The 26,987-nt window shown below is 56.8% G+C and carries 24 protein-coding genes; 14 read left to right on the top strand and 10 right to left on the bottom strand.

Features of this window, described 5'->3' with window-relative positions; translation table 11 throughout:
* Window positions 1-121 precede the first annotated feature (121 nt).
* Window positions 122-703 carry a DNA-3-methyladenine glycosylase I gene (gene tag, locus C2U54_RS05795; protein WP_103177787.1) on the top strand — a complete coding sequence of 194 codons (582 nt, stop codon included), beginning with the start codon at window positions 122-124 and terminating at the stop codon, window positions 701-703.
* The gene (locus tag C2U54_RS05790) at window positions 681-1,127 is read left to right on the top strand and encodes an N-acetyltransferase (RefSeq protein WP_103177786.1); all 447 of its coding nucleotides are present in this window, start codon (window positions 681-683) and stop codon (window positions 1,125-1,127) included. Before tag ends, C2U54_RS05790 begins: the two co-directional genes overlap by 23 nt.
* Here C2U54_RS05790 and C2U54_RS05785 read toward each other — a convergent pair.
* Entirely contained in the window at window positions 1,090-3,369 is a 2,280-nt protein-coding gene (locus C2U54_RS05785) for a molybdopterin guanine dinucleotide-containing S/N-oxide reductase (protein WP_233210496.1), read from the bottom strand. The genes C2U54_RS05790 and C2U54_RS05785 overlap by 38 nt on opposite strands.
* Window positions 3,370-3,585: 216 nt before the next feature.
* Here C2U54_RS05785 and C2U54_RS05780 point away from each other — a divergent pair, with 216 nt between their 5' ends.
* The 6 genes from C2U54_RS05780 to ghrB all read left to right on the top strand — a co-directional run bounded on the left by C2U54_RS05780 (window position 3,586) and on the right by ghrB (window position 9,548).
* A complete protein-coding gene (locus tag C2U54_RS05780) occupies window positions 3,586-4,248 on the top strand; it encodes an OmpA family lipoprotein (protein ID WP_103177784.1) in 663 nt (220 codons plus the stop codon).
* Window positions 4,249-4,358: 110 nt separating this feature from the next.
* Entirely contained in the window at window positions 4,359-5,375 is a 1,017-nt protein-coding gene (locus C2U54_RS05775; protein ID WP_103177783.1) for a LacI family DNA-binding transcriptional regulator, read from the top strand.
* 102 nt (window positions 5,376-5,477) lie between these two features.
* Entirely contained in the window at window positions 5,478-6,227 is a 750-nt protein-coding gene (locus tag C2U54_RS05770) for a sugar phosphate isomerase/epimerase family protein (RefSeq protein ID WP_103177782.1), read from the top strand.
* Between the two features lie 3 nt (window positions 6,228-6,230).
* The gene (locus tag C2U54_RS05765) at window positions 6,231-7,169 is read left to right on the top strand and encodes a sugar kinase (protein WP_103177781.1); all 939 of its coding nucleotides are present in this window, start codon (window positions 6,231-6,233) and stop codon (window positions 7,167-7,169) included.
* Window positions 7,170-7,265: 96 nt separating this feature from the next.
* Entirely contained in the window at window positions 7,266-8,546 is a 1,281-nt protein-coding gene (locus tag C2U54_RS05760) for an MFS transporter (RefSeq protein ID WP_103177780.1), read from the top strand.
* A gap of 27 nt (window positions 8,547-8,573) precedes the next feature.
* Complete coding sequence (gene ghrB / locus C2U54_RS05755; RefSeq protein ID WP_103177779.1) at window positions 8,574-9,548, top strand: glyoxylate/hydroxypyruvate reductase GhrB; 975 nt, start codon at window positions 8,574-8,576, stop codon at window positions 9,546-9,548.
* A 54-nt stretch (window positions 9,549-9,602) separates the two neighbouring features.
* Here the strand turns inward: ghrB and cspE are convergent, their stop codons facing one another.
* The gene (gene cspE / locus C2U54_RS05750; RefSeq protein ID WP_032615822.1) at window positions 9,603-9,815 is read right to left on the bottom strand and encodes a transcription antiterminator/RNA stability regulator CspE; all 213 of its coding nucleotides are present in this window, start codon (window positions 9,813-9,815) and stop codon (window positions 9,603-9,605) included.
* A gap of 348 nt (window positions 9,816-10,163) precedes the next feature.
* On the bottom strand, window positions 10,164-10,874 hold the full coding sequence (locus C2U54_RS05745; protein WP_103177778.1) for a DUF3053 domain-containing protein: 711 nt from the start codon (window positions 10,872-10,874) through the stop codon (window positions 10,164-10,166).
* Between the two features lie 332 nt (window positions 10,875-11,206).
* On the opposite strand from C2U54_RS05745, the gene C2U54_RS05740 reads away from it, so the two are divergent.
* Window positions 11,207-11,497, top strand: coding sequence for an HTH-type transcriptional regulator (locus C2U54_RS05740; RefSeq protein WP_103177777.1), 291 nt, complete (start codon window positions 11,207-11,209; stop codon window positions 11,495-11,497).
* Between the two features lie 41 nt (window positions 11,498-11,538).
* Here C2U54_RS05740 and C2U54_RS05735 read toward each other — a convergent pair whose 3' ends face one another.
* The 4 genes from C2U54_RS05735 to C2U54_RS05720 all read right to left on the bottom strand — a co-directional run bounded on the left by C2U54_RS05735 (window position 11,539) and on the right by C2U54_RS05720 (window position 16,850).
* Window positions 11,539-13,158 carry an ABC-F family ATP-binding cassette domain-containing protein gene (locus C2U54_RS05735; RefSeq protein WP_103177776.1) on the bottom strand — a complete coding sequence of 540 codons (1,620 nt, stop codon included), beginning with the start codon at window positions 13,156-13,158 and terminating at the stop codon, window positions 11,539-11,541.
* Window positions 13,159-13,397: 239 nt separating this feature from the next.
* Window positions 13,398-15,467 carry a glycine--tRNA ligase subunit beta gene (glyS, locus tag C2U54_RS05730; protein WP_103177775.1) on the bottom strand — a complete coding sequence of 690 codons (2,070 nt, stop codon included), beginning with the start codon at window positions 15,465-15,467 and terminating at the stop codon, window positions 13,398-13,400.
* A 9-nt stretch (window positions 15,468-15,476) separates the two neighbouring features.
* On the bottom strand, window positions 15,477-16,388 hold the full coding sequence (glyQ, locus tag C2U54_RS05725; protein WP_103177774.1) for a glycine--tRNA ligase subunit alpha: 912 nt from the start codon (window positions 16,386-16,388) through the stop codon (window positions 15,477-15,479).
* 159 nt (window positions 16,389-16,547) lie between these two features.
* Window positions 16,548-16,850, bottom strand: coding sequence for a YsaB family lipoprotein (locus C2U54_RS05720; RefSeq protein WP_103177773.1), 303 nt, complete (start codon window positions 16,848-16,850; stop codon window positions 16,548-16,550).
* Window positions 16,851-17,033: 183 nt separating this feature from the next.
* On the opposite strand from C2U54_RS05720, the gene C2U54_RS05715 reads away from it, so the two are divergent.
* Window positions 17,034-18,029 carry an acyltransferase gene (locus C2U54_RS05715; protein ID WP_103177772.1) on the top strand — a complete coding sequence of 332 codons (996 nt, stop codon included), beginning with the start codon at window positions 17,034-17,036 and terminating at the stop codon, window positions 18,027-18,029.
* A gap of 80 nt (window positions 18,030-18,109) precedes the next feature.
* Here the strand turns inward: C2U54_RS05715 and yiaA are convergent, their stop codons facing one another.
* The 3 genes from yiaA to xylA all read right to left on the bottom strand — a co-directional run bounded on the left by yiaA (window position 18,110) and on the right by xylA (window position 21,613).
* Window positions 18,110-18,532 carry an inner membrane protein YiaA gene (yiaA, locus tag C2U54_RS05710; protein WP_371816480.1) on the bottom strand — a complete coding sequence of 141 codons (423 nt, stop codon included), beginning with the start codon at window positions 18,530-18,532 and terminating at the stop codon, window positions 18,110-18,112.
* A 202-nt stretch (window positions 18,533-18,734) separates the two neighbouring features.
* Window positions 18,735-20,189 (bottom strand): xylulokinase, encoded by a 1,455-nt coding sequence (gene xylB / locus C2U54_RS05705; protein ID WP_103177770.1) that lies wholly within the window; start codon window positions 20,187-20,189, stop codon window positions 18,735-18,737.
* A gap of 101 nt (window positions 20,190-20,290) precedes the next feature.
* Window positions 20,291-21,613 (bottom strand): xylose isomerase, encoded by a 1,323-nt coding sequence (gene xylA / locus C2U54_RS05700; protein WP_103177769.1) that lies wholly within the window; start codon window positions 21,611-21,613, stop codon window positions 20,291-20,293.
* A gap of 370 nt (window positions 21,614-21,983) precedes the next feature.
* Between xylA and xylF the strand changes: the two genes are divergently transcribed.
* The 4 genes from xylF to xylR all read left to right on the top strand — a co-directional run bounded on the left by xylF (window position 21,984) and on the right by xylR (window position 26,969).
* A complete protein-coding gene (xylF, locus tag C2U54_RS05690) occupies window positions 21,984-22,976 on the top strand; it encodes a D-xylose ABC transporter substrate-binding protein (RefSeq protein WP_103177768.1) in 993 nt (330 codons plus the stop codon).
* A 71-nt stretch (window positions 22,977-23,047) separates the two neighbouring features.
* Window positions 23,048-24,589, top strand: coding sequence for a xylose ABC transporter ATP-binding protein (locus C2U54_RS05685; RefSeq protein ID WP_103177767.1), 1,542 nt, complete (start codon window positions 23,048-23,050; stop codon window positions 24,587-24,589).
* A complete protein-coding gene (xylH, locus tag C2U54_RS05680; protein WP_103177766.1) occupies window positions 24,567-25,748 on the top strand; it encodes a xylose ABC transporter permease XylH in 1,182 nt (393 codons plus the stop codon). Before C2U54_RS05685 ends, xylH begins: the two co-directional genes overlap by 23 nt.
* A 42-nt stretch (window positions 25,749-25,790) precedes the next feature.
* Window positions 25,791-26,969, top strand: coding sequence for a D-xylose utilization transcriptional activator XylR (gene xylR / locus C2U54_RS05675; RefSeq protein WP_103177765.1), 1,179 nt, complete (start codon window positions 25,791-25,793; stop codon window positions 26,967-26,969).
* The last annotated feature ends 18 nt before the right edge of the window (window positions 26,970-26,987 follow it).

Raw genomic sequence — 26,987 nt, 5'->3', positions numbered from 1 at the left:
CAGGTTGCAACATGAGGGATGTTGCGTATCAACCTGTATTAACTATTGTCTCTTTAGGTGACACGTCAAGCCGGGTCGATTGAAATTTTTGTAATTTCAGGAGCAAATAGGGAGAGAAACGATGCAACGTTGTGGCTGGGTTAGCCAGGATCCGCTTTATATCGCCTATCACGATCAAGAGTGGGGCGTACCGGAAACTGACGGAAAGCATTTATTCGAGATGATCTGTCTCGAAGGTCAGCAGGCCGGTTTATCCTGGATCACCGTGCTTAAAAAACGGGAAAACTATCGTCAGGCCTTTCACCAGTTTGATCCGGTCCTTGTCGCCGGGATGACCTCTGCCGATGTCGACAGGTTAGTGCTGGACGCGGGGATTATCCGCCATCGCGGCAAAATCGAAGCCATTATCGGCAACGCCCGGGCCTATCTGGCGATGGAAGAGAACGGCGAGCGCTTTTCCGATTTCGTCTGGTCTTTTGTCGATAACATCCCGCAGGTGACCCAGGCGGCGACGCTTGCAGAGATCCCCACCTCTACGCCAGCCTCAGATGCCCTGTCGAAGGCGCTGAAAAAGCGCGGCTTTAAATTCGTGGGCACCACCATCTGTTACTCCTTTATGCAGGCCTGCGGGCTGGTCAACGATCACGTCACCGCCTGCCACTGTCACCCCGGAGGTCAACATGATCCGCAAATGGCTCAATGACGATGTCGAGCCCCTGCTGACACTCTGGCTGGAGAGCACCACCGTCGCCCATCCCTTTATCGATGCGCAATACTGGCTGGAGAGCAAAGCGGTGGTGCGAGAGGTTTACCTGCCGTCGGCCGAGACATGGGTATGGGAAGAGAAAGGCCAGCTTCGCGGGTTTATCAGCGTGATGGAATCCCGGTTTATCGGCGCGCTGTTTGTCGATCCGGCCTTTGCGGGCAAAGGGATCGGGCATGCGCTGATAAAACATGTTCAGCAGCGCTACCCCTCTTTAAGTCTCGAGGTCTACCAGAAGAACAATCGGGCGGTGAATTTCTACCACGCTCAGGGCTTTCGCATTGAAGACAGCGCCTGGCAGGAAGATACCCAACACCCGACCTGGCTTATGAGCTGGCAGGCGGATCAAACGCCGTCAGCGTAAGCGCCGGCCCCTGATATTTTTCCAGCCACGCCAGCGCAGTATTTCCCGCGCAGCCATTCCCCAGCTTCGAGCTGGGGAGATCTTTGGTCAGCACGTTGACCGCCCCGTTCTTACAAATCCCGTCGTTATCAGGATCCAGATCCGGCCATGCCCCCTGATGAATGCAGATCACCCCCGGCTTGATGCCCTCGCTGACCACCGCGCCTGCCAGGACCTGCCCGCGATGGTTCCAGACGCGGACCACGTCGCCATCGGCAATACCGCGCGCGCTGGCGTCATCCGGGTGGAGCGTCACCGGCTCGCGTCCGGCCACCGCATACTGCTCGCGCAGTGAGGAGTAGTTCAACTGGCTGTGCAGACGATGCGCCGGATGGGCAGAGAGAATTTGTAACTGCCCCGGCTCAGCATTGCCATGCCACTCGTCCGGCGCCAGCCACATCGGGTGCGGCGGACAGTCGGCATACTGGAAGCTGGCGATCCGCTCGGAGTAAATCACGATTTTGCCGCTCTCGGTTTTAAGCGGATGGCCCTCGGGATCGCGACGGAAATCCGCGAAGCGCACGAATCTGGCGTTCACCTCAGATTCCGGCATTTCGACGATATCATTGGCTTCCCAGAACTCGGCGAAGGGTGCTAAGGTCACTCCCTGTGCCGCGCCGCGCTGCCCGGCAATCTCATAGAACGTCTCCAGCCACTCCAGATCGGTTTTACCTTCGGTGAAACGCTCGCCGCCGCCCGGCTCCCAGCGCTCGCTCAGCTCGGCAAACACATCAAGATCGTCACGCGCTTCATCGCGCGGCGCCACAACCCGCTTCATCGGCACCATATGCTGGTTGCTGTAGTCGCCGGTCATGGTCATGTCGTTGCGTTCAAACGAGGTGGTCGCCGGCAGCACGATATCGGCATGCTTCGCCGCCGCCGTCCAGAAACATTCGGAGATTACCACCAGCTCCGGTTTTTGCCAGGCGCGGATCAGGCGGTTGGTATCCTGATGATGGGTAAAGTTAGCCCCGCCTGCCCACCAGACAAAGCGGATATCCGGGAAGTGGCGATCCAGGCCGTTGTGCTGATAAAAACCGCCGGGATTTTCCAGGGCTTCCACAATGCGGGCGACCGGGATCTTATCCACCGCGTCGGTACCGCCCTTGACCGAACCCTGCATCGAGGCCAGCACCGCCGCCCGACGCGTCGGGTTACCGCCATTAGCAAAGTGATACGACAGGCCAAAGCCGCCACCCGGCGTACCAATCTGGCCGAGCATCGCCGCGAGGGTGACCAGCATCCAGTGTTTTTGCTCACCAAACTGCTGGCGCTGCATCCCCCACCCCGCCATCAGCATGGTGGTGTTATTGTGGAATAACGCCGCCAGTTCACGAATTTTATCTGCCGGAACGCCACAAATGTCGGCGGCCCACTCGGCGGTTTTGGCGATACCGTCCGTCGTTCCAAGCAGGTAGTCAGCAAATTTTTCATACCCGGAGGTACAGCGGGCAAGAAACGCCTCATCCTGCCAGCCATTCTCAACCAGCGTATGGGCGATGCCGAGCATCATCGCCACATCGGTGCCCATATGCGGGGCGATCCACTCGGCGCGCTCGCCAAAGAAATCCATGGTTTCGGAGCGCATCGGATCGATGCAGATCAGGCGCTTGCCGCTTTTACGCAGCGCGTCGAAATAGGGGATGCCCTGCTCGTCGCTGGCGTTCCAGGCGATCTTAAGGGTGTTGAGCGGGTTGGCGCTCCAGAGCACCACCACCTCGCTGTGCTCCAGCACCAGCGGCCAGCTGGTCTGCTGCTGATACACTTCGTTGCCGCCCACCACATACGGCATGATGGCCTGCGCCGCACCGGTGGAGTAGTCCCCCAGATGGCCGGTATAGCCGCCCGCCAGGCTCATATAGCGCTGAAGCAGGGTTGCGGCTTTGTGCAGCACGCCATTGGAACGCCAGCCGTACGAACCGGCGAAAATGGACGATGGGCCATAGCTCTGGCGAATGCGTTTATGCTGCGCATCGATAAGCGTCAGCGCCTCATCCCAGCTGACGCGCACAAACTCATCCTGCCCACGCACCCCCTGCGGATTATCCGGCGAGGCGAGAAACCCCTTACGCACCATCGGCCAGCGCACGCGGGTTTTGCTGTGCACCTGGTCGCGCACCGCGGTCTGCAGGGAGTTGGGATAGGTTGTCGGCAACGCGCCGCGGGATGACAGCACCGTCTCGCCGTCGGTCTCGACCAGCATGGGCCCCCAGTGGGCTGCAGTCAGAATGGTTTTCGTTGAAGTGGTCACAGCGTGTGCTCCTGGATTGCCGGTTGCAGGTTTTCTCAGCCTTCATTGAGGCTGTTTATGATTAGACACAAATTTAAGAGTTATCCCCGGAATTTTCTCCGTAACTGGACGTCATAATCAACCGCCACGCCCATCGTGGCAAAGAATAAAAAAGCTTAAGGAAAGAAGATGAAAAAAAGCGCACTTATGATTGCCGCCGTGGTGAGCGGCGCACTGGTTGTTTCAGGCTGCACAACGAACCCTTACACCGGCGAACGCGAAGCGGGTAAATCAGGCATTGGCGCAGGCCTCGGCTCCCTGGTCGGCGCAGGTGTTGGCGCACTCTCCTCCTCGAAAAAAGATCGCGGCAAAGGGGCGCTGATTGGCGCCGCAGCAGGCGCAGCCCTGGGCGGCGGCGTCGGTTATTACATGGACGTGCAGGAAGCGAAGCTGCGCGACAAAATGCAGGGCACCGGCGTGAGCGTAACCCGCAGCGGCGATAACATCATTCTGAACATGCCAAACAACGTCACCTTCGACAGCAACAGCTCAACGCTGAAACCGGCGGGGGCCAATACCCTGACCGGCGTGGCGATGGTGCTCAAGGAGTACGAAAAAACCGCGGTGAACGTGCTGGGCTATACCGACAGCACCGGCAGCCAGGATCTGAACATGCGTCTCTCCCAGCAACGTGCTGACGCGGTGGCCAGCTCGCTGATCACCCAGGGCGTAGCGGCGACCCGTATTCGCACCAGCGGTATGGGCCCGGCGAATCCGATCGCCAGCAACAGCACGGCGGAAGGCAAAGCGCAGAACCGTCGCGTTGAGATCACCTTAAGCCCGATTCAGTAAGTGTTGTGCCGGGTGGCGGCATCGCCTGCCCGGCCAGTCGTCCCGGTAAGCGTAGCGCCACCGGGCATTTTCGCGCTAAGGTATGCTCACCCAAGGCAAGGAAACCAGCGATGAGCAAATCAACACGGCCCACCATCAGCGATGTGGCGAAAGCCGCAAAAACCGGTAAGACCAGCATCTCCCGTTACCTCAACGGCGAAAAACACCTGCTGTCCGACGCGCTGTTAGCCCGCATTGAACAGGCCATTGCCGATCTCGACTATCGTCCCAGCCTGATGGCCCGGGGACTGAAGCGCGGGCGAACCCGCCTGATCGGGCTTATCCTCGCCGATATTACCAACCCCTACTCTGTTAACGTCCTCAGCGGCATCGAAGCCGCCTGCCGGGAAAAAGGCTTCACCCCGCTGGTGTGTAACACTAACAACGAACTTGACCAGGAGCTGCACTACCTCGATCTTCTGCGCAGCTATCAGGTAGAGGGCATTGTGGTTAACGCCGTGGGAATGCGTGAAGAGGGACTGAACCGCCTGCAACAGTCCGCCCTGCCGATGGTGCTGATTGACCGCAAAATCCCGGATTTCGCCTGTGATGTGGTAGGGCTGGACAACACCCAGGCCGCCACCACCGCCACGGAACACCTGATAGAACAAGGCTTTGAAGCGATTCTGTTCCTGAGCGAACCGCTGGGGATGGTCAACACCCGTCGCGAGCGCCTCAGCGCGTTTCGCGCGACCCTCGCCCGTTATACTGGCGTGATCGCTGAGAACGTCGAAATCCCCCTCCATGAAGCCGGACAGATGGACAGTGCCCTGCGCCAGTTCCATACCCGTTATCGCGGCATGCGCAAGGCAGTCATCTCCGCTAACGGCGCCTTAACGCTACAGGTCGCCCGATCGCTTAAGCGCATCGGCCTGCACTGGGGCAGCGATATCGGTCTGCTGGGCTTTGACGAGCTGGAGTGGGCCGAGCTGGCCGGTGTCGGCATCACCACCCTCAAACAGCCCACCTGGCAGATTGGCTTCGCCGCCGTCGAGCAGGTGATTCGCCGGATCAACGGCGCCGATGAAGCGGTCCGGGAGCAGGTCTTCTCCGGGGAGCTGATCGTGCGCGGTTCCACGGCGCGTTAATCCCCCATCGTGATGGCGATCATAAATCCGGCATCCTGAACTTTTCTTTGGAACCGGTTCCATCTAGCGTAAAGAGTATCAGCTACGTGATGGAGTCCGCCGATGGGCAGAAAAATTATTGTTGTCACCGCCGCGTATGGCGCTGACCAGGTACGGCAAGCGGGTGGGCAGCGCGCCATGCTGCCGGTTATCGCCGGGGCAGGTGCCGATGGCGTCGAGATCCGCCGGGAGTTATTCAGCGATGCCGAACTGGCAACCTTACCCACCCTTGCCGAGTCCATTGAACTGCTCGGCCTGTTGGCCTGCTACTCCGCCCCCGATGCACTGTTTAGCTCGGATGGCACCCTCAACCCACTGCTGCCCCGCTACCTTGCCGAGGCCGCGACGCTCAACGCCCTGTGGCTGAAAGTTTCCCTCGGCAACTTCAGCGATAAGCAGCAGCTCGATGCGCTGCGCGCCCTGCTCGATGACACCGGCATGACGCTGGTGGTGGAAAACGACCAGACGCGTTGCGGCCAGCTGGCGCCGATGCAGCGCTTCAAGGCGGCCTGCCGGGTAATGAGCCTGCCGGTCACGCTGACATTCGATATGGGCAACTGGCTGTGGGTGGGTGAATCACCGGAAGAAGCCGCGAAGCATCTGGCGCCCGCGGTGAGTTATATCCACGTTAAGGCCGCCGTTCCTCATCAGCAGCAGTATCGCGCCGTGCCGCCCGACCAGGACAGCACCCGCTGGCAGGCCCTGCTGGAGCAACTGCCCGGCGATGTCCCACGCGGGATCGAGTTTCCGCTTGAAGGGCCAGATCTGACGGCGGTCACCCGTCATTACGTCAATTTGCTGCGGGAGGCGTAAGCGATGCCGAATAGTCTGGATGTCATCACCATTGGTGAAGCGATGGCCATGTTTGTGGCTACCCACACCGGCGACTTAAGCGAAGTCGATCGCTTTATGAAGCGCGTCGCGGGTGCCGAGCTGAACGTCGCCACCGGCCTGGCGCGCCTGGGCCTGAAGGTGAGCTGGGTGAGCCGCGTCGGCAATGACAGCTTCGGCCAGTTTGTGCTCGACACCCTGAAAAAAGAGGGGATCGAGACCGCAGGCGTGACCATAGACGACCGTTATCCGACGGGCTTCCAGCTTAAATCAAAAGTCACCGATGGAACCGATCCCATTGTGGAGTATTTCCGCAAAGGCTCGGCAGCCAGCCATCTCTCCGTTGAAGATTTCAATCCGATCGGGTTTACCGCAGCCAGGCATCTGCACCTGAGCGGCGTGGCGGCCGCATTGTCCGCCAGCTCTTACGCCCTGCTCGATCACGCGGCGGGCGCCATGAAAGCCGCGGGGAAAACCCTTTCGTTCGATCCCAATCTGCGCCCGGTGCTGTGGAAAAGCGAAGCGGAGATGGTGGAGAAGCTGAACCACCTCGCCTTCCAGGCCGACTGGGTGCTACCCGGCCTGAAAGAGGGCCTCATCCTGACCGGGGAAAACACCCCGGAAGGGATCGCCGATTTTTACCTGAACCGGGGCGTGAAGGCCGTGATCCTGAAAACCGGTGCCGACGGCGCCTGGTATAAAACCGCCGATGGCGAGCAGGGTGCCGTGGCGGCAGTGAAGGTCGAGAACGTCGTCGATACCGTCGGCGCGGGAGACGGCTTTGCTGTTGGTGTGGTCAGCGCCCTGCTGGAAGGCAAAACGCTGCATCAGGCCGTCACGCGCGGCAATGTTATCGGCTCGCTGGCGATCCAGGTTCAGGGCGACAGCGAAGGATTACCCACCCGGGCGCAACTGGACGCATAACTTCCCTCTCCCTACAGGGGAGAGTGGGCTAACGATTAAACCACCGTGTACCCTACAGACAACGGCGGTAACCCCCTCAACGACAGAGGCAAGCCTATGAACAATGCAACAAACGCAGTAAAACGCTGGTGGTACATCATGCCTGTCGTGTTTATCACGTACAGCCTGGCGTACCTTGATCGTGCGAACTTTAGCTTCGCGTCTGCCGCAGGCATTACGGAAGACCTGGGGATCACCAAAGGCGTCTCCTCGCTGCTGGGGGCCCTCTTCTTCCTCGGTTACTTCTTTTTCCAGATCCCTGGCGCCATCTATGCCGAACGCCGCAGCGTCCGCAAATTGATCTTCATCTGCCTGATCCTCTGGGGTGCCTGCGCCTCCCTCACCGGGGTGGTGAATAACATCCCGGCGCTGGCGGCCATTCGTTTTATTCTTGGCGTAGTGGAGGCGGCGGTCATGCCCGCGATGCTGATCTACATCAGCAACTGGTTTACCAAATCCGAACGCTCGCGCGCCAATACCTTCCTTATTCTCGGCAACCCGGTCACGGTACTGTGGATGTCGGTGGTCTCCGGATATCTGATCCAGTCCTTCGGCTGGCGTGAGATGTTCATTATTGAAGGTGTGCCGGCCATTATCTGGGCCTTCTGCTGGTGGGTGCTGGTGAAAGACAAACCGGCCCAGGCCAAATGGCTCTCTGAAGATGAAAAAGCGGCCCTGCAGGCGCAGCTGGATAAAGAGCAGCAGGGACTGAAAGCGGTGCGTAACTACGGCGAAGCCTTCCGCTCCCGCAACGTGGTACTGCTGTGCATGCAATATTTCACCTGGAGTATCGGCGTTTACGGTTTTGTTCTGTGGCTGCCGTCTATCATCCGTAGCGCGGGCGATAACCTCGGCATGGTTGAAGTGGGCTGGCTCTCCTCCGTGCCTTATCTGGCTGCAACCATCGCCATGATTGTGGTCTCCTGGGCGTCGGACAAACTGCAAAACCGCAAGCTGTTCGTCTGGCCGCTGCTGTTGATTGCCGCCTGTGCCTTTATCGGTTCGTGGGCGGTGGGCGCGAACCACTTCTGGGTTTCCTATACGCTGCTGGTGATCGCCGGTGCGGCGATGTATGCCCCGTATGGTCCATTCTTTGCCATCATCCCGGAAATGCTGCCGCGTAACGTGGCGGGCGGCGCGATGGCGCTCATCAACAGCATGGGTGCGCTGGGCTCGTTCTTTGGTTCATGGTTCGTGGGCTATCTGAACGGTGTGACCGGCGGCCCGTCAGCCTCGTACATCTTTATGGGGGTGGCGCTTTTTGCCTCGGTGTGGCTTACTTTAATTGTTAAGCCTGCTAATAATCAAAATATTCCCGTCGGCGCACGCCACGCCTGAATCCTTTTAAAATCAACGGAGATTAGCATGAAGCCGTCCATCATTTTGTATAAAGCCCTGCCTGATGCCCTGCAGCAGCGCCTTGAAGAGCATTTCACCGTTACCCGGGTTAACAACCTGAGCCCGGAGACGGTACAGCAGCATGCTGAGGCGTTCGCGGGTGCCGTCGGGCTGCTGGGCTCCAGCGAAAAGGTGGATGCCGCGCTGCTGGAAAAAATGCCTGCGCTGCGTGCAACCTCGACCATCTCGGTAGGCTATGACAACTTTGACGTCGATGCGCTGAATGCCCGCAACATCCTGCTGATGCACACGCCAACCGTACTCACCGAAACCGTGGCGGATACGCTGATGGCGCTGGTGCTCAGCAGCGCGCGTCGCGTGGTGGAAGTGGCCGAGCGCGTTAAAGCCGGCGAGTGGACCAAAAGCATCGGTCCGGACTGGTTTGGTGTCGATGTGCATGGCAAAACGCTGGGTATTGTCGGGATGGGCCGCATCGGCATGGCGCTGGCCCAGCGCGCCCACTTCGGTTTCAACATGCCGATTCTGTATAACGCGCGCCGCCAGCATAAAGAGGCTGAAGAACGCTTTAACGCCCGCCCCTGTGACTTGGATACCCTGTTGCAGGAAGCGGATTTCGTCTGCCTGATCCTGCCACTGACCGATGAAACTCACCATATGTTTGGCAAAGCGCAGTTTGAGAAGATGAAGAAATCCGCCATCTTTATTAATGCAGGACGCGGACCGGTGGTGGATGAACAGGCGCTGATTGCAGCGTTGAAAAACGGTGAGATCCACGCCGCGGGGCTGGACGTATTTGAGCAGGAGCCGCTACCGGTCAGCTCGGAACTGCTGAAAATGCCAAACGTGGTCGCGCTGCCGCATATTGGCTCCGCCACCCACGAAACGCGCTATAACATGGCGGCCTGTGCGGTGGAAAACCTGATCGACGCCCTGCAGGGCAAGGTGGATAAAAACTGCGTCAATCCACAAGTTAAGCCTTAAACGAAAAAAACCCGCCAGAGGCGGGTTTTTAAATTCTTTCGCTGAGTTGTAAGCTTACAGGCTTACAACGTTACCAGCTGCTGGGCCTTTAGCGCCGCTTTCGATGGTGAAGGAAACTTTCTGACCTTCGTCCAGAGATTTGTAGCCATCGTTCTGGATAGCAGAGAAGTGTACGAACACGTCTTTAGAGCCATCGTCAGGAGTGATGAAGCCGAAACCTTTATCAGCGTTGAACCATTTTACCAGACCAGTCATTTTACCAGACATAGATATTACCTTTTAAAAATTTGTTTTGCCTTCCGGCGCGATGATGGAATGTGTTACAGATTTTTAAGCGATGAAGGAAGGGTCACTACGAAGGGTATCTAAGATAACGCATCTGGACTGCTTAACTAAACTGCTCTAGGTCTGTGTAACAAACCGACGAGGTGTATTAAGACATAGTTCGCGGATCAAAGACAAGCTTTATTTTCAGAGAAGATAAAAAACCCCGCTTTGCAGCGGGGTTTTTTATTCTGGAATGCGCCCGGCGGCGCTTCGCTTGCACGGGCCTACAGATTTGTAGGCCAGCTAAACGCAGCATGGCCTGGCAAAATGCGAGTACGCTTTCAGACGTTATTCCGTTGCGGCCATCGCCGCGCTCCACGCCTGGCTGAACGCCTGATGCTGCGCGGCCAGCGGCCCAATCAGCGCATTGTACTGGCTGGCCTGCTGCGAGGTCGGGAACTGAATGCCGTTGGAGACAAAGCTCACCTGGGTGCCCTGCTGGGAAATATAATCTGCTACCTGCACCAGCTGCTGTGTAAAGATCTGGGCTGCTGGAATAAGCGGCTGCAGAGCTTCGGCAGGTTTGGTCACCACTTTTTCATATACTTTGTCGAACACAGGCTTCAGATCTTCGCCCTGCTTCAGCGCAGAGCGCGCGCCATCGGCCTGCATTTTGGCGTTCTGCAGCTGCTGGCCCAGCACACCCAGTGCGCCGTTTGACTGGCTCAGCGGTTCGCGCTGGGTCACGTAATCCTGCGGTACGCGAATTGCATTCACGCTATCCACCACCGGACGCAGTCCGGCGTCCATCGCCTGGTTCACCTGCTGTGAATAACCATACAAAATGGCATAGTCAGAAACGAAGGGACCAAACTGTTTTTTCTGATCCGCAGTCAGCGTTGGCAAACGCTCGCCACTACGCATCGCAGTATTTTGCAGGAAGTCGATAAACGCTTTGCGCTGATCCCCTTCCTTATCGAAACACCCACTCAGGCTAACTATCATTAACAACGCCGCAAGCGGCGCAAACCAGCGAGAGCAGGGCTTTCCTGTCGCCATTGTTATTACTCCTTTCACCCAAAAAAGCGCACACCGGCACACGCGTGCCCAACGGTGACAGAATAGTCCAGGTCAGGCCCGCAAGATACCCTTTTCATGTAAAACGCCTATTGCCATATAAATTCTTACCATTTACAAAAAAATACCTGATGCTATGGCGCTACAGAATAATCAAGTCATTAGCATACTCAGTCGGTTCGCAAAGCGAGCCAGCGAAACGTATCTCTAACAATTAATCACGCACGTTACGATCTGTTCTCAGTTTTAGCGACTATTCTTAAATTGCTCTCTAATGTTCACGATCCCGCAGTGTGATTTATGAGGAGTTCTCAATGGAATTAAAAGATCCTATGTTTGATCTGCTAAGCAGTCTGGAACAGATTGTTTTTAAGGATGCACCGCAGACGGTTACCCGTTCGCAAAAGTCCAACCCCTTTACGGAATTTGAGCGCTTACGCAAAGGGACAGGGATGAAAACCGATGATTTCGCACGAGCAATGGGTGTCAGCGTAGCGATGGTTCAAGAGTGGGAATCAAAAAGAGTGAAGCCCTCCATGACCGAGCTGAAGCTGATGAGCCTGATTCAGGCTAACCCGGCACTCCGCAAGCAGTTGACTGAATAGTTATATTTTAGCCCCCGCATTTGCGGGGGTTTCTGTTTCTATCACCGCCTTTTACCACGCCACTCTCCGTTCAGCCACGCCAGTTCATGGGTCAGCTTCAGCCCATCCAGAAAAACGTCGTCATGCGATACCACCAGCAGTGCGCCTGTAAAGCCAGCCAGCGCCGCCTCGATAGCACGTGTCGAAGCCAGATCCAGATGGTTAGTCGGTTCATCGAGCAGCAAGAGCTGCGTCGCCTCTTCCCGCCACAGCACGCAGGCCAGCGCCGCTTTTAAGCGTTCGCCGCCGCTGAGCGCTGAAAGCGGGAGCATCACCCGATCGGCGCCCAGCTGCAGCTGGGCCAGACGGCTGCGCAGTACCCCCTCCTCCAGCGGCGTGTTATGCAAATTGAGGTGGGAGATAACGGATTGCGACAAATCCAGCTGCGATAAGTGCTGATCGAGATATGCCACCGTGACCGACGTCCGGCAATGTCCCGAAACAGGCTGGCACTGGCCGAGGATGGCTTTCAGCAAGGTGGATTTCCCGCAGCCATTCGGCCCCCGCAACGCCACCCGCATCGGCCCATCCATGCGCCAGTTAAGCGGCGCCATCGTGATGTGCGGCAGCACCAGATCCTCCAGCACCAGCACCTGTTTCCCCTCCGCAATCTGGCTGCCTGGCAGGGTAAACATCACCGGATTTTCCTCTTCCACCCGCTCCCGCGCCTGAGTGACCGCCGCGTTCATCGCACCCTGTTGCTCCTGGTGCTGTTTGCGCCACGCGCCCGGACGCTCCTTTGCTGCCCCTTTATACTTAACGCGCTCAAACGAGGCGATATTAAGACTATCCACCGTGCGCAGGGTTTTCGCCGACCGGCGCAGGCTGTCATCATGCTCCTTTTGCAGACGGGCGCGGGTGCGTTTGCGCTCGGTGGTTGCATGCTCAAGTGCCGCGCGGGCGGCCTGCTGCTCCGCATTCCGCTGGCGCTGATAGTCTGCGTAATTGCCACCGTAGCTGTGTAACCCCGACGCGCTGAGTTCCAGTATGCGCGGCACCTGTGCCAGCAGCTCACGATCGTGTGAAGCGACCAGCACGCAACCGGCATGCCGGGCAAGTTGCTCGTAAAACCACGCCCGCCCCTGCCTGTCGAGGTGGTTGGTGGGTTCGTCCAGTAGCAGAGAGTCCGCATTCGCCGTAAACGCGCCGCACAGCAGAGCGCGAACCCGCTCGCCGCCGCTCAGTTCAGCGGCCAGCCTGTCGGGATCAAACGGCGCAAGCCCGGCGCCGATAAACGCCTCGCTCAGTCGTTCCGTTAAATCCCAATAACCGTCGAGGCGCTCCAGATCCTCAGGCAGATAAGCACCACTGTCGATACGCCTGCGGGCCGCGAAAAGGCCTTCATAGCCAAGCAGCTGAGCCAGCGTGGTGTGGGGGGAAATATCGTGCTGTTGCGCCACATAGCGGTGCGTGCCGAAACGTTCGATATGGCCACTGGCAGGCACGTCCAGCCCGGCCAGCAGGCGCAGAAGACGGGTCTTGCCGCTGCCGTTACGGCCAACCAGCGCGCACAGTGACGGCTCCAGCGAGAGATTCAGCGGACCAAAAAGGGTATCGCCTGTCGAAAACTGGCAGGTGACCTGATGCAAAATAAAAGAAGGGGATTGCGCAAAATGAGCCATAAGCACTCCTGAATGAAATCAAAACATCCCCTGCCGACGCGGTCGCGTTTAGCAAGGATCGAAATTCATCAGTCGTGTTTGTTCATTTTTGGGGGGCGCTCCAGAGGGAAAAAAGTAACCGGGGACAGGATAGCGGGTTTTTGTTCAGGGTTTCAAGGTTAAATTTTCAACGGCACGCCATAAAAAAACCCGCCGAAGCGGGTTTTTTAGCAAGCGTAGCGCCGCCGGGCAAAAGCCCGTTACTGCAGCAGCGAGATATCCGCCACGCGCAGGAACAGCTCGCGCAGTTTTTCGAGCATAGAGAGACGGTTAATACGCAGATCTTTATCCTCTACGTTGACCATCACTTTCTCGAAGAAGGCGTCGATAACATCACGCAGTTCGGCCAGTTCCACCAGCGCTTCCTGGTAGCGACCTTCTGCGAAGACTGGCTCCAGCTTGTCGCGCAGCACCACAACCTGCATCGCCAGAGCGATCTCTTCCGGCTCTTTCAGCGTCGCGGCGTTCACTCGCTCGTTCAGCTTTTCATCGGACTTCGCCAGGATATTGGAGACACGCTTGTTGGCCGCAGCCAGGGCAGATGCCGCTTCCAGGGTACGGAAGTGGGAGACCGCCTTCATACGGGCATCGAAATCGGCCGGACGGGTCGGACGACGCGCCAGCACCGCCTGAATGGTGTCCACGCTATAGCCTTCGTCCTGATACCAGGCGCGGAAGCGACCGAGCATAAAGTCGATAACCTCATCCACTACGTTGGTGTTGGTCAGCTTGTCGCCGTACAGACGCACCGCTTCTTCCGTCAGGGTCTGCAGATCGAGGTTCAGGTTCTTCTCAACGATGATACGCAGCACGCCCAGCGCAGCACGACGCAGCGCAAACGGGTCTTTATCCCCTTTCGGATGCTGCCCGATACCGAAGATACCCGCCAGGGTGTCCATCTTGTCGGCGATCGCCACAGCACAGGCAACCGGGTTGGACGGCAGATCGTCACCGGCAAAGCGCGGCTGATACTGCTCGTTCAGGGCCACGGCCACATCTTCCGCTTCGCCATCGTGACGCGCGTAGTGCATGCCCATCACGCCCTGGGTGTCAGTAAATTCAAACACCATGTTGGTCATCAGGTCGCACTTGGAGAGCAGACCGGCGCGGGTAGCGTGGTTAACGTCGGCACCGATTTCACGGGCGATCCAGCCGGCCAGCTCTGCAATACGGTCGGTCTTGTCGCGTAGCGTACCCAGCTGCTGCTGGAACAGCACGGTTTGCAGGCGTGGGAGGTGATCTTCCAGACGCTTTTTACGGTCGGTATTGAAGAAAAACTCCGCATCCGCCAGACGTGGACGAACCACTTTCTCGTTACCGGAGATGATCTGCACCGGATCTTTCGATTCGATGTTCGCCACGAAGATGAAGTTCGGCAGCAGCTTGCCGTCGTTGGCATAGACCGGGAAGTACTTCTGGTCACCTTTCATGGTGTGAACCAGCGCTTCCGCCGGAACCGCGAGGAACTTCTCTTCGAACTTCGCGGTCAGCACAACCGGCCATTCCACCAGGGAGGTCACTTCTTCCAGCAGGCTGTCGCTCAGATCGGCTTTACCGCCAATCTGGCGGGCCGCTTCTTCCGCATCGGCTTTAATTTTGGCTTTACGCTGTTCGTAGTCAGCAATGACTTTACCGCGTTCCAGCAGGATTTCCGGGTACTGATCGGCGTTGTCGATGGTGAACTCCGGCTCGCCCATAAAGCGGTGGCCGCGGATCACGCGATCGGACGCGACGCCCAGAATGGTGGCAGGAATAACGGTATCGCCCAGCAGCAGAGTCACGGTGTGAACCGGACGCACGAAGTGCACGTCACTTGCTCCCCAGCGCATCAGTTTTGGAATCGGCAGCTTCGCCAGCGAGGTGGCAATCATGTTCGGCAGCAGCGCTTCTGCGCTCTCGCCTTTCACATGGGCGCGATAGAGCAGCCATTCGCCTTTGTCGGTGGTCAGACGCTCGGCCTGGTCAACGGTAATCCCGCAACCACGCGCCCAGCCTTCTGCCGCTTTGCTTGGTTTACCTTCAGCGTCGAACGCCTGGGCAATCGCCGGGCCGCGCTTTTCAACTTCGCGATCGGGCTGAGACGCCGCCAGGTTAGCCACTTTCAGCGCCAGACGACGCGGGGCAGCAAACCACTCAATTTTACCGTGTGCCAGGCCAGCGTTATCCAGCTCGGCAGTCACGTTCGCAGCGAAAGATTCAGCCAGGCTGCGCAGGGCTTTTGGTGGCAGCTCTTCGGTGCCGATTTCCACCAGGAAAGTTTTCTCAGACATGGCCGCCTCTTATTTGTTTCGGTTGCACATCGGGAAGCCAAGGGCTTCACGGGACGCATAGTAAGCTTCTGCAACGGCTTTGGTCAGGGTACGAATGCGCAGAATGTAGCGCTGACGTTCAGTCACGGAGATCGCTTTACGGGCGTCCAGCAGGTTGAAGCTGTGGGCGGCCTTCAGAATACGCTCGTAGGCAGGCAGCGGCAGCGGAGTCTCCAGCGCCAGCAGCTGCTGGGCTTCTTTCTCATACTGCTCGAAGCAGGTGAACAGGAAGTCCACGTCCGCGTATTCAAAGTTATAGGTGGATTGTTCCACTTCGTTCTGATGGAACACGTCGCCGTAGGTGGTTTTACCCAGCGGGCCGTCGCTCCAGACCAGGTCGTAAACGCTGTCTACGCCCTGAATATACATGGCCAGACGTTCCAGACCGTAGGTGATTTCACCCGTAATCGGTTTACATTCCAGACCGCCAACCTGCTGGAAGTAGGTGAACTGCGTCACTTCCATTCCGTTCAGCCACACTTCCCAACCCAGACCCCAGGCACCCAGCGTCGGGTTTTCCCAGTTATCTTCCACGAAACGAATGTCATGAATGGTCGGATCAATACCCAGCTCTTTCAGCGACCCGAGATACAGTTCCTGAATGTTGTCTGGCGATGGCTTAATCACCACCTGGAACTGATAGTAATGCTGTAAACGGTTCGGGTTTTCACCGTAGCGACCATCGGTCGGACGGCGGGATGGCTGTACATAGGCGGTAGCCATCGGCTCTGGCCCCAGTGCACGCAGGCTGGTCATCGGGTGTGAAGTGCCGGCGCCCACTTCCATGTCCAAAGGTTGAACAATGGTGCAGCCCTGGCGAGCCCAGTAATCCTGTAAGGTCAGGATCAGGCCCTGGAAGGTCTTAGTATCAAACTTTTGCATAGTATTTCGTGCTGGATACGTGTGGTTTTAAATGGAAGGGTTCAGTATACCCGCTGAGTGCAAGATATACAGTACGAAACGGGGTTGTTTAGGGAAAATTGGGAAATAAGCATAGCTGACAGCGCCCTGCTGACGCAGCCACCACATTAAGCGACTATCTCAACGCATCGAAAGGTGTAAAAAATGGCCATCTGCGTCAAAAGAACAGATGAAACTCTCATTGCGAGCAGTGAAGCCCTGCATCTCATAGCTGCCCTGAAACTGCTCAAAGGCGGTGACGTCGATTTTTTGCGCGCCGGTATTGTAGCGCTGGGCCGCCCGATCCTTACACAGCTGTTCCATATCCAGGGAACGCTCCGGGCTGACTTTTTGGGTTTGCGCTTTTTGCGCCGGGGTGGTCTCCTGAGCCGCACAGCTGGCCAGTAGCGCGGGTAGCAAAAGCCATATCGCACGCATCATCATTTATATTACCGCCCTCTGCTGTGGCTGTTATTTTTAAACTCTAAACTTTATAGATTATGGCCCGGCATTCTGCGAATCTCACCGCCCCGGCACAAGCAGGACGATGCAAACTCAGAATTTTCCAACGAGCGTCTGAATCATTATCACAGTCAGACTCTTTTTAATGTGTAAACAGAGGGATGGATGCAGGAAAAAATTAACTGGATTGATAATTTGCGGGGAATCGCCTGTTTGATGGTGGTGATGATCCATACCACCACCTGGTATATCACCAACGCCCCCGCCGTCAGTCTTATAAACTGGGATATCGCCAACGTGCTCAACTCCGCCTCGCGGGTGAGCGTGCCGCTCTTTTTTATGATCTCCGGCTATCTCTTTTTTGGCGAACGCAGCGCGCAACCGCGCCACTTTTTACGCATCGGTCTGTGCCTGCTGTTTTACAGCACCGTGGCGTTCCTTTATATCGTGCTCTTTACCTCGATCAACAGCGAGCTGTCGCTGAAATACCTGCTGCAAAAGCCGGTCTTCTATCACCTGTGGTTTTTCTTTGCCATTATCGTGATTTATCTGCTCTCCCCGCTGGTGCAGGTGAAAAGCACGAGCGGCAAAATGCTGCTGGCGCTGATGGTCGTGATTGGCATCTTGGCGAACCCCAATACGGTCTCGCAAAAAATGGGCGGGTTTGAATGGCTGCCCATCAATCTCTATATCAACGGCGACACCTTCTATTACGTGCTGTACGGCATGCTGGGCCGCGCCCTGGGTATGATGGATACCCGCAAACGCTGGCTGAATGCCCTGTGCGCCGCCCTGTTTATTGCCGCGGTGGCGATAATCTCCCGCGGTACGCTGCATGAACTGCAGTGGCGTGGCACCTTCGCCGATACCTGGTATCTCTACTGCGGCCCGATGGTCTTTATCTGCGCGGTTTCGTTATTTACCCTGGTGAAAAACACGCTCAATGCGCGCCCCCTGCCGCTGCTGGGGTTAATTTCACGGAACTCGCTTGGGATCTACGGTTTTCACGCGCTGGTGATCCACGCTCTGCGCACCCGTGGCGTGGAGTTAAAAAGCTGGCCGCTTCTGGATATCGTCTGGATCTTCTCCATAACGGTGGCGGTCAGCCTGTTGCTGTCGATGCTGCTACAGCGCATTGATACGCGCAGGTTTGTGAGCTGAGTGTGCGGCTTGTTTGCCCGGCGGCGCTTCGCTTGCCGGGCAAGCAAGGCTGTGCAAACGAAGCGCCACCGGGCGCTGTATCAGGCGATCTCTTTCTCTTCTGCGATCGTATCAGACGAAGTCTGCACCGCACTGTCCCGCACGTTTTTTTGCACGGCCACCGCACCAAATAAGCTTAAGAAGAACGCAAGACCATAAAAGCCCTTCTCGCTTAGCAACAGAGTGGCATTCCACAAACCCACCACTAAAAGCGCGACGGCGATAATGAATGCCGTAAGGCACGTCATATAGTAGAGCGACGTCGTCGGGATCCCTTCATATTTGTCACGAACGGTTTTCTGATAAGAGGCTGCAGAAAACAAGCCAAGGATAATGACCGCAAAGTAATACCCTTTCTCATTGAGCTGCATATCTGCATTCCATAAACCAACCAGATAACTAATGATCCCACCAAGAAGCGCAAGCCAGGATACGGCATTAAAAGCAGGGGAGCTATTTGTCACGTCTCTTTCCATTTTCACGTAAACCTCACCAGGGAACTGAACAAGGCATTATGGATGAAGTCTTGCGATCCACTGCAATGAAGGACACGGAGAAGTATGAATTCGGAAAAAAACCATACAAATAAATAATTATTTAGAATCAATTATTTAAAATATAGAGATGGATAGGCCGGGTTAGGCGAAGCCGCTACCCGGCGCTGTATCACGACATCAGTGGCAGAAGCTGCTGATAGATTTTGCGGAACACGTCGCGACGCCCGGCATAGCGGGCATGACGATCGGGGTCCGGGGTGTGCTGCTGTTCAAGCGCCAGCTGTGGCAACAGCGACGCCAGCGGCTTGTCCGGATTCATTGCAATTTGCGCCAGCCGCGCCGCACCCAGCGCAGGCCCGACATCCCCACCGGTACGGTAATCGAGCTGTTGCCCGCTGATATCCGCCAGCATCTGGCGCCAGTAAGGGCTACGCGCTCCCCCGCCAATCAGCGTAATGCTGGATGGTTGTAACCCGCACTCATGCACCACATCCATCCCATCGGCCAGCGCATAGCCCACCCCTTCCAGCACCGCTCGCGCCAGCTCAGCCGGGCCGTGTTGATGGGTTAAGCCAAAGAACACCCCTTTCGCCTGGGGGTTGTTATGCGGCGTGCGCTCGCCGGACAGATAGGGCAGGAACCAGACGGTATCGGCGTTTTCATTTGCCTGCTGCGCGGCATCGAGCAGGGCCGGCACGCTCTCTAATCCGGTCAGTTTCGCCGCCCAGTCCAGGCATGACGCCGCACTGAGCATCACCGACATCAGATGCCATTTGCCCGGCAGCGCATGGCAGAAACTGTGCACCGCGCTGTCAGGGTTACTGCGGTAGCCGTCGCTCACGGCGAAATAAACGCCGGAGGTGCCCAGCGACAGCATCGCCTGCCCGGCATCGGCCATGCCCACGCCAACCGCACCGGCGGCGTTATCCCCGCCCCCCGCCACGACCGGAACGGCCGGCATATTCCACTGCTGCGCCACCGACGGCAGCAGGGTGCCCGTCTGCTCACAGCCTTCAAACAGCGCTGGCATATGGTCGCGGGTGAGATGGCAGGCGTCGAGCATCGTCTCGCTCCAGTCACGCTTTGCCACGTCGAGCCACATGGTGCCAGCGGCATCGGACATATCGCTGGCGTACTCTCCGGTCATGCGCAACCGCAGATAATCTTTCGGCAGCAGTACCTTCGCTACCTGGCTAAAAATTTCGGGTTCATGGCGCTGCACCCACAGCAGTTTCGGGGCGGTAAAGCCCGGCATCATCAGGTTGCCGGTGATCTCCCGCGAGGCCGGGACACGTTCTTCCAGCAGGGCGCACTCTTCACCGCAGCGGCCATCGTTCCATAAAATCGCCGGGCGCAAAACGCGGTTATCCTTATCCAGCAGCGTGGCGCCATGCATCTGTCCGGCAATGCCCAGCGCTTTTACCTCGCGCAGAGAGTGTTGCTCGCCAAGCGCTTTCAGGGCGCGATCCGTGGCCAGCCACCAGGCTTCAGGATCCTGTTCAGACCAGAGCGGGTGTGGCCGTGAAACGTGCAGTTTTTCTGTTTGCGTTGCCAGCACGTCGCCCTGTTCATTTAACAGAATGGCTTTCACACCCGATGTGCCAAGATCGATCCCGATATACATTGCGGTGACTCCTTTAACAGAAATGCCCGGACGCTTGCAGCGGTTCCGGGCCTGGGCTAACCGTAAGCCGGACAAGCGTCGCGCTGCCCGGCAATACCCGGTTACTTATCAAACAGATAATGATTCACCAGATTTTCCAGCAGTTCCTGATGACCGCTCTGGTGCTGCGGCGCAAGGTTATGCTGTTCAGCGTACTTCGCCAGTTCGGTCAGTGATAACTGGCCTTTCAAAATTTGCTGACCCAGCTCACTGTTCCAGCCGCCGTAGCGTTTCGCCACGCGCTTATCCAGCTCGCCATCTTCAATCATGCGGGCAGCCACTTTCAACGACAGCGCCATGGTATCCATCGCCCCGATATGACCATAGAAGAGATCGTATTTATCGGTGCTCTGACGGCGCACTTTGGCGTCAAAGTTCAGGCCGCCGGTGGTGAAGCCACCCGCTTTGATAATTTCGTACATCACCAGCGCGTTTTCTTCCACGCTGACCGGGAACTGGTCGGTATCCCAGCCGAGCTGCGGATCGCAGCGGTTGGCATCTACGGAGCCGAAAATGCCCAGCGCGATAGCGGAGGCGATCTCGTGATGGAACGAGTGACCCGCCAGCGTCGCGTGGTTGGCTTCGATATTCACCTTGATCTCTTTTTCCAGCCCGAACTGCTTCAGGAAGCCATACACCGTCGCCACGTCGTAGTCATACTGGTGCTTGGTCGGCTCCTGCGGTTTTGGCTCAATCAGCAGCGTACCCTGGAAGCCGATTTTGTGTTTATGCTCGACCACCATCTGCATGAAGCGGCCAATTTGCTCGCGCTCCTGACGTAAGTCAGTATTGAGCAGCGTTTCGTAGCCTTCACGTCCGCCCCACAGCACATAGTTTTCCCCGCCCAGCTTATGGGTGGCATTCATCGCCGTCACCACCTGCGTGGCCGCCCAGCTGAAGACTTCCGGGTCCGGGTTGGTGGCAGCGCCTGCGCCATAGCGTGGATGGGTAAAGCAGTTGGCGGTGCCCCACAGCAGCTTCACGCCGCTCTGCTGCTGTTTTTCGGCCAGCACATCGACCATCTGCGCAAAGTTATTCAGATACTCTTTCAGCGAAGCGCCTTCCGGTGAAACGTCCACATCGTGGAAGCAGTAATAAGGGACATTCAGCTTGTGGAAGAACTCAAAGGCGACATCCGCTTTGCGTTTTGCCAGCTCCAGCGCTTCACCTGGCTGCTGCCACGGACGATCGAATGAGCCCACGCCAAACATATCGGCACCGTTCCAGCAGAAGGTGTGCCAGTAGCAGGCAGCGAAACGCAGGTGATCTTCCATGCGCTTACCCAGCACCAGCTCGTCCGGGTTGTAATGACGAAACGCTAAAGGATTTGAGGATTTCGGACCTTCATAACGAACGCGATCGAGTTGATCGAAATAAGCTTGCATAGTGAGCTCCATAATCAGGGATACAGCAAAGAGTTGATACTGGAGTAATACTGAATAGGGATCGCAGGTTGCTCAATTACGTTATTTCACACTGCTATTGAGAGAATGCACAAACGTGCGCTGGCTCGCAAAATCAATTTGCAGACAAACAAATTTCACTGCACAAATTCCATAATCACGTGTAACTAAGAGCTTATGTAATTTAAAATTCGATCGCGGTCATAAATTCGAAAATAAACCAAATATCATAACGAGAAGATAAAAATCTGTAATTGCCAGCCTGCCATTCCCCGTTAAGAATTTGCTACGTCTCTTGCAATGATTGTTTCTTTTATCTCAGCAACCTAACCCTACAAAAGGCAATACAATTATGAAGATAAAGAACCTGTGCCTCACTCTTTGTGCATCGCTGCTGCTGGCGAGTACGGCGAGTCATGCAAAAGAAGTTAAAATCGGCATGGCGATAGATGACCTCCGTCTGGAGCGCTGGCAAAAAGATCGCGATATTTTTGTCAATAAGGCAGAAGCATTAGGCGCGAAAGTTTTCGTCCAGTCTGCCAATGGCAATGAAGAAACGCAAATGTCGCAAATCGAAAATATGATAAACCGCGGCGTCGATGTGCTGGTTATTATTCCTTATAACGGTCAGGTTTTAAGTAACGTGGTAAAAGAAGCCAAGCGCGAAGGGATTAAAGTGCTGGCCTACGACCGCATGATTAATAATGCGGACATTGATTATTATATTTCCTTCGACAATGAAAAGGTCGGCGAATTACAGGCGCAAAGCCTGGTCGCCAAAGTTCCACAGGGCAATTACTTCCTGATGGGCGGCTCCCCGGTGGACAACAATGCCAAACTCTTCCGCGCCGGACAGATGAAGGTGCTGAAGCCCTATATTGATGAAGGCAAAATCAAGATCGTTGGCGATCAGTGGGCGGACGGCTGGTTACCTGAAAACGCGTTAAAAATTATGGAAAACGCCCTCACCGCCAATAATAACAAAATCGATGCCGTGGTGGCCTCTAACGATGCGACCGCAGGCGGCGCTATTCAGGCACTCAGCGCCCAGGGGCTGGCCGGAAAAGTGGCGATCTCCGGACAGGATGCGGACCTCGCCGGGGTGAAACGTATTGTGGCAGGTACCCAGACCATGACGGTGTATAAGCCGATCACCGAGCTTGCCACTACCGCCGCAGAAATTGCCGTTGAGCTTGGCAATGGCCAACAGCCTAAAGCGGACGCCAGCTTAAACAACGGCCTGAAAGATGTGCCTTCCCGACTGCTTACCCCTATCGAAGTCAATAAAGAGAACATTGACGCTACCGTTGTGAAAGACGGTTTCCATAAAAAGAGCGAACTGTAATCCATCATCGCCCCCGGCTTGCGGGGGCACATCGACTTGTACTGTTTTCCTTCGGGTCATGTGGAGCAGTTATGTCTTATTTACTTGAAATGAAAAGTATCACCAAAGCGTTTGGCGCGGTGAAGGCCGTCGACAACGTCAGCCTGCGCTTAAACCCCGGCGAGATCATGTCGTTATGCGGCGAAAATGGCTCGGGCAAATCCACCTTAATGAAGGTTTTGTGTGGCATCTATCCTCACGGCAGCTACGAGGGTGAAATTGTCTTTTCCGGCGAAACGCTGCAGGCCACGCATATCCGCGACACCGAGCGCAAAGGGATCGCCATCATTCACCAGGAGCTGGCGCTGGTGAAGCATCTGACCGTGCTGGAAAATATCTTCCTCGGTGCCGAGGTAACCCGCCACGGCGTCCTGGATTACGACACCATGACCTTGCGCTGCGAGAAGCTGCTGGCGCAGGTCAGTCTGACGATCTCCCCCGACACCCGGGTGGGCGATTTAGGTCTGGGACAGCAGCAACTCGTGGAGATCGCCAAGGCCCTGAACAAACAGGTGCGTCTGCTGATCCTCGATGAACCAACAGCATCGCTGACGGAACAGGAAACCGCGGTATTGCTGGACATCATTCGTGACCTGCAAAACCACGGGATTGCCTGCATTTATATCTCCCACAAGCTCAACGAAGTGAAAGCGATTTCGGACACGGTATGCGTAATTCGCGACGGGCAGCATATCGGCACCCGGGAAGCGCAGGGGATGAGCGAGGACGACATTATTACCATGATGGTGGGCCGTGAGCTGACCGCGCTCTACCCGAACGAACCCCACACCCTGGGGGAAGAGGTGCTGCGCGTGGAGCATCTTACCGCCTGGCATCCGGTGAATCGCCATATTAAACGGGTCAATGATGTCTCTTTCTCGCTGCATCGCGGTGAGATCCTGGGGGTGGCCGGGCTGGTTGGCGCCGGGCGCACCGAGGCTGTGCAGTGTCTGTTCGGCGTCTGGCCTGGCCGCTGGGAGGGCAGCATCTTTATTGATGGGCAGCAGGTAGAGATCAAAAACTGTCAGCAGGCCATCGCCCAGGGTATCGCGATGGTGCCGGAAGATCGCAAAAAAGATGGCATCGTACCGGTGATGGCGGTGGGCAAAAACATCACCCTTGCCGCATTAGATCAGTTCAGCGGCACGCTGAGCAGTCTGGATGATGCCGCGGAACAGCACTGCATTCTTCACTCTTTACAGCAGCTGAAAGTCAAAACTTCCTCCCCGGAGCTGGCGATTGGCCGCCTGAGCGGGGGCAATCAGCAGAAGGCGATCCTCGCCCGCTGCCTGTTGCTCAACCCGCGCATTCTGATCCTCGATGAACCGACCCGCGGGATTGATATCGGTGCGAAATACGAAATCTACAAGCTGATCAACCAGCTGGTCCAGCAGGGTATCGCCGTGATTGTGATCTCCTCGGAGCTTCCCGAAGTGCTGGGTCTGAGTGACCGGGTACTGGTGATGCACGAAGGAAAACTGAAAGCCAACCTGATAAACCAGAACCTGACGCAGGAACAGGTGATGGAAGCCGCACTAAGGAGCGAACGCCATGTCGAAAAGCAACCCCTCTGAGTTAAAAGTCACGGCACCCGCACCGGGTCTGTTTTCCGGGCTAAAAGCGCTCAATCTGCAGGTGTTTGTCATGATTGCCGCTATCGTGGCGATCATGCTGTTCTTCACCTGGATGACCGACGGCTCCTATCTCAGCGCGCGTAACGTCTCCAACCTGCTGCGCCAGACCGCCATTACCGGCATTCTGGCGGTGGGGATGGTGTTTGTGATTATCTCCGCGGAAATCGACCTCTCCGTGGGCTCAATGATGGGCCTGCTGGGGGGCGTGGCGGCGATTTTCGACGTCTGGCTGGGCTGGCCGCTGCCGCTCACCGTGGTCGTCACCTTGTTACTCGGTCTACTGCTCGGCACCTGGAACGGCTGGTGGGTGGCCTACCGCAAAGTACCGTCGTTTATCGTCACGCTGGCGGGAATGCTGGCCTTCCGCGGCATTCTGATTGGTATCACCAACGGCACCACCGTCTCCCCCACCAGCGCCTCCATGTCGCAGATTGGGCAGAGCTATCTCTCCGGCGGAGTCGGTTTTACCCTCGGCGCGATTGGCCTGATGGCGTTTGTCGCCTGGCAATGGCGCGGCAGAATGCGCCGGCAGGCGTTAGGGTTAGCCACAACGCCTTCCACCTCTGTCGTTGGGCGTCAGGCGCTGACGGCGGTGATCGTGCTGGGGGCAATCTGGCTGCTGAACGACTATCGTGGCGTGCCAACGCCGGTGCTGATACTGGTTCTGTTATTACTGGCAGGCATGTTTATGGCGACCCGCACCGCCTTTGGCCGGCGTATTTATGCCATCGGCGGCAACCTTGAAGCCGCACGTCTGTCAGGTATTAATGTTGAACGCACCAAACTTGCCGTCTTTGCCATTAATGGCCTGATGGTTGCCGTAGCGGGCCTGATCTTAAGCTCGCGTCTGGGTGCGGGCTCGCCGTCTGCCGGGAATATTGCCGAACTCGATGCCATCGCCGCCTGTGTCATCGGCGGAACCAGTCTTGCCGGAGGTGTCGGTAGCGTCGCAGGGGCAGTTATGGGGGCATTTATTATGGCGTCGCTGGATAACGGAATGAGTATGATGGACGTCCCGACATTCTGGCAGTATATCGTCAAGGGTGCCATTTTGTTGCTGGCGGTATGGATGGATTCCGCTACCAAACGGCGCGCCTGAGGATGCCTTTTCATCTGTCACTGATACTGGAAAAATAGCGCCATGTTTGAGAAGCGTCACCGCATTACGTTGTTATTCAATGCCAACAAAGCTTATGACCGTCAGGTCGTCGAGGGCGTTGGGGAATATTTGCAGGCGTCGCAATCCGAGTGGGATATTTTCATCGAAGAAGATTTCCGCACGCGAATCGAAAATATCAAAGACTGGCTGGGCGACGGCGTCATCGCGGATTTTGACGACGCCGTTATCCAGCAACTGCTGGTCGATGTCGACGTCCCCATCGTCGGCGTCGGCGGCTCTTACCACCAGCCGGAACACTACCCTGCCGTTCACTATATCGCCACCGACAACCACGCCCTGGTAGAGAGCGCGTTTCTACATCTCAAAGAAAAAGGGGTTCACCGCTTCGCCTTTTATGGTTTGCCCACCTCCAGCGGAAAACGCTGGGCGGCGGAACGGGAATATGCTTTCTGTCAGCTGGTCGCAAAGGAGAAGTATCGCGGCGTGGTTTATCAGGGGCTGGAAACGGCCCCGGAAAACTGGCAGCACGCGCAGAACCGTCTCGCCGACTGGCTGCAAACCCTGCCGCCGCAGACCGGCATTATCGCCGTGACCGATGCCCGCGCCCGGCACGTGCTGCAGGTGTGCGAACATCTGCATATTCCGGTGCCGGAGAAGCTGTGCGTCATCGGGATCGATAATGAAGAGCTCACCCGCTACCTGTCACGCGTGGCGCTGTCGTCCGTGGCGCAGGGAACACGTCAGATGGGCTATCAGGCGGCCAAGCTGCTGCACCGGCTGCTGGATAACGAAAATCTTCCCCTGCAACGTCTGCTGGTGCCACCGGTTCGTGTGGTGGAGCGACGCTCAACGGATTACCGCTCGCTGAACGACCCTGCCGTCATTCAGGCCATGCACTACATTCGTAACCACGCCTGCAAAGGCATCAAAGTGGATCAGGTGCTGGATGCGGTAGGGATTTCGCGTTCAAATCTGGAGAAGCGCTTTAAAGAAGAGGTGGGCGAGACGATCCATGCGGTTATCCATGCAGAGAAACTGGAGAAAGCCCGCAGCCTGCTGATTTCGACCTCGCTCTCCATTAATGAGATTTCCCAGATGTGCGGTTATCCGTCGTTGCAGTATTTCTATTCGGTCTTTAAAAAAGAGTATGACACCACGCCGAAAGAGTATCGCGATCGCTACAGTGAAGTACTGATATAAATAAAAAAGGCCTTCCGG

The sequence above is a fragment of the Leclercia sp. LSNIH1 genome, assembly GCF_002902985.1.
GTDB lineage: Bacteria > Pseudomonadota > Gammaproteobacteria > Enterobacterales > Enterobacteriaceae > Enterobacter.
The sequence above is the reverse complement of the archived record's forward strand: the minus strand, read 5'-3'. Positions and strand labels throughout refer to the sequence as shown.

What these genes read in the sequence shown, in the direction of transcription:
- C2U54_RS05720 (WP_103177773.1), bottom strand. Translation starts at nt 16,850, where the DNA reads ATGATGATGCGTGCGATATGGCTTTTGCTACCCGCGCTACTGGCCAGC.
- cspE (WP_032615822.1), bottom strand. Translation starts at nt 9,815, where the DNA reads ATGTCTGGTAAAATGACTGGTCTGGTAAAATGGTTCAACGCTGATAAA.
- xylB (WP_103177770.1), bottom strand. Translation starts at nt 20,189, where the DNA reads ATGTATATCGGGATCGATCTTGGCACATCGGGTGTGAAAGCCATTCTG.
- C2U54_RS05780 (WP_103177784.1), top strand. Translation starts at nt 3,586, where the DNA reads ATGAAAAAAAGCGCACTTATGATTGCCGCCGTGGTGAGCGGCGCACTG.
- xylA (WP_103177769.1), bottom strand. Translation starts at nt 21,613, where the DNA reads ATGCAAGCTTATTTCGATCAACTCGATCGCGTTCGTTATGAAGGTCCG.
- tag (WP_103177787.1), top strand. Translation starts at nt 122, where the DNA reads ATGCAACGTTGTGGCTGGGTTAGCCAGGATCCGCTTTATATCGCCTAT.
- C2U54_RS05760 (WP_103177780.1), top strand. Translation starts at nt 7,266, where the DNA reads ATGAACAATGCAACAAACGCAGTAAAACGCTGGTGGTACATCATGCCT.
- C2U54_RS05785 (WP_233210496.1), bottom strand. Translation starts at nt 3,369, where the DNA reads ATGCTGGTCGAGACCGACGGCGAGACGGTGCTGTCATCCCGCGGCGCG.
- C2U54_RS05775 (WP_103177783.1), top strand. Translation starts at nt 4,359, where the DNA reads ATGAGCAAATCAACACGGCCCACCATCAGCGATGTGGCGAAAGCCGCA.
- xylH (WP_103177766.1), top strand. Translation starts at nt 24,567, where the DNA reads ATGTCGAAAAGCAACCCCTCTGAGTTAAAAGTCACGGCACCCGCACCG.
- C2U54_RS05715 (WP_103177772.1), top strand. Translation starts at nt 17,034, where the DNA reads ATGCAGGAAAAAATTAACTGGATTGATAATTTGCGGGGAATCGCCTGT.
- C2U54_RS05740 (WP_103177777.1), top strand. Translation starts at nt 11,207, where the DNA reads ATGGAATTAAAAGATCCTATGTTTGATCTGCTAAGCAGTCTGGAACAG.
- xylR (WP_103177765.1), top strand. Translation starts at nt 25,791, where the DNA reads ATGTTTGAGAAGCGTCACCGCATTACGTTGTTATTCAATGCCAACAAA.
- ghrB (WP_103177779.1), top strand. Translation starts at nt 8,574, where the DNA reads ATGAAGCCGTCCATCATTTTGTATAAAGCCCTGCCTGATGCCCTGCAG.
- C2U54_RS05735 (WP_103177776.1), bottom strand. Translation starts at nt 13,158, where the DNA reads ATGGCTCATTTTGCGCAATCCCCTTCTTTTATTTTGCATCAGGTCACC.
- C2U54_RS05685 (WP_103177767.1), top strand. Translation starts at nt 23,048, where the DNA reads ATGTCTTATTTACTTGAAATGAAAAGTATCACCAAAGCGTTTGGCGCG.
- C2U54_RS05745 (WP_103177778.1), bottom strand. Translation starts at nt 10,874, where the DNA reads ATGGCGACAGGAAAGCCCTGCTCTCGCTGGTTTGCGCCGCTTGCGGCG.
- C2U54_RS05765 (WP_103177781.1), top strand. Translation starts at nt 6,231, where the DNA reads ATGCCGAATAGTCTGGATGTCATCACCATTGGTGAAGCGATGGCCATG.
- C2U54_RS05790 (WP_103177786.1), top strand. Translation starts at nt 681, where the DNA reads ATGATCCGCAAATGGCTCAATGACGATGTCGAGCCCCTGCTGACACTC.
- glyS (WP_103177775.1), bottom strand. Translation starts at nt 15,467, where the DNA reads ATGTCTGAGAAAACTTTCCTGGTGGAAATCGGCACCGAAGAGCTGCCA.
- glyQ (WP_103177774.1), bottom strand. Translation starts at nt 16,388, where the DNA reads ATGCAAAAGTTTGATACTAAGACCTTCCAGGGCCTGATCCTGACCTTA.
- xylF (WP_103177768.1), top strand. Translation starts at nt 21,984, where the DNA reads ATGAAGATAAAGAACCTGTGCCTCACTCTTTGTGCATCGCTGCTGCTG.
- C2U54_RS05770 (WP_103177782.1), top strand. Translation starts at nt 5,478, where the DNA reads ATGGGCAGAAAAATTATTGTTGTCACCGCCGCGTATGGCGCTGACCAG.